1 protein-coding gene and 2 pseudogenes are annotated in these 1,373 nt (G+C 55.6%); 1 reads left to right on the forward strand and 2 read right to left on the reverse strand.

Annotated features, from left to right (window positions below):
* Positions 1 to 2: 2 nt before the first annotated feature.
* Positions 3 to 203, forward strand: a pseudogene (locus FTV09_RS17725) (IS4 family transposase); the annotation flags it as partial.
* 197 nt (positions 204 to 400) lie between these two features.
* On the opposite strand, the gene FTV09_RS17730 reads toward FTV09_RS17725, so the two are convergent.
* Both FTV09_RS17730 and FTV09_RS18270 read right to left on the reverse strand, forming a co-directional pair.
* Positions 401 to 1,081: a LysR family substrate-binding domain-containing protein gene (locus FTV09_RS17730; RefSeq protein WP_109354582.1), complete on the reverse strand. Its 681-nt coding sequence runs from the start codon at positions 1,079 to 1,081 to the stop codon at positions 401 to 403.
* Between the two features lie 3 nt (positions 1,082 to 1,084).
* Positions 1,085 to 1,373, reverse strand: a pseudogene (locus FTV09_RS18270) (LysR family transcriptional regulator); the annotation flags it as partial.

Genomic DNA, 1,373 nt, shown 5'->3' on the forward strand with positions numbered 1-1,373 from the left:
TTATCTTAAACAAATCTCTAAAATGGAACAAGTCACATTTAAAGTGCTTTGCGCTCATCATGCTTGTGATTATTTTAAAGCAAACATGTAATCTTTCTTCTGCATCTAAAGCCTTGCCCATCAAGTGTTTACCACAATCATTTTATCGACGTATGCAGCGCTTCTTTGCAGGTCAGTATTTTGATTATCGTCAAATTTCTCAGTGTCATCACCAGAACGATGGTGATGACTACGGCGATCTGACCCCAAAGGATTCGGCCTCCGCGCAATGCAGGCTCCAGTCGGCAAAAGAGACGGAGCCGATCAGAGAGTAGGCAAAATCGGGACGGGCAACAGGAAAGAGGATGCCGGAGGGCTGCCGGATACTATCGGCGGCAAATAGGATGGATCGCCTGTGCCGTTATCGTGCCGGTCGAGTGCCATCCAGGAAACGATTGGGCGAATCGCCGTCACGCTTCATTTTGCCTGCGAGGTTGAGTAGATTTTTCAGTGCGGAGTTGCGATTGAACGGCGACCAGACGGCTGTAAAGGCAACCGGCTCCGGTTCATCGAGGAAGGGCAGGAAGACGATGCCGGTCGTCGGCAACAATGACGTTGCCTCGCCGACGATAGTGATGCCGAAGCCTTGTCCGACCATAGATAGCAGCGTGTCGCGCCCCACATCAAAGCGCCGGATCGACGGTGCGGGCCAACGCCCGGCAAGGCGCAGCACGATATGGTCATGGACCTGCGGGCCGGTGCCACCATAGCGAACAATGAAAGTCTCGCCGACCAGATCGGACCAAGTGATTGCGGACTGCCCGGCGAGGCGATGCCCATCCGATAGCACGGCCACCAGCGGTTCGGTCCAGATCGGTCGGGTATGGCAGTCGGGCATCTCGGGCTTGCCCGCGACGAACACCACGTCGAGCTGGTCAGCACGAAGCTGCATCACCGCATCGCGGGCTGTGCCTTCGGTGATCTCAACCTCAATGCCCGTATGTTCTTCCCGATAATGACGGATCAGCTCCGTGAGAAAGCTGCGTGGGATTAAGGCATGGATGCCGATGCGAAGCCGGCCGTATTCTCCTTGAGCTGTCATGCCTGCGGTCTTCACTGCGTGATCGAGTTGATCGACACCCGCCGTGACACGCTCCATGAAGTGCCTGCCTGCGTCTGTTAGCCGAACGCCCCGCGCATGGCGCTCAAATAGCAGGACACCAAGGTTATCCTCCAGCGCTTTCACACGCGCGCTGACGCTCGACTGGCTGATACCAAGTGCCTTGGCCGCATGCCGAAAATTCAGATGCTCGGCGACGGCGATGAACTGAACAAGGGAAATGAGCGGTATCCTGCCAGACAGGATACCGACATTCACGAGGTTTCGATGGTTA

This window comes from Acinetobacter sp. YH12227 (genome assembly GCF_013417785.1).
Classification (GTDB): domain Bacteria; phylum Pseudomonadota; class Gammaproteobacteria; order Pseudomonadales; family Moraxellaceae; genus Acinetobacter; species Acinetobacter gandensis.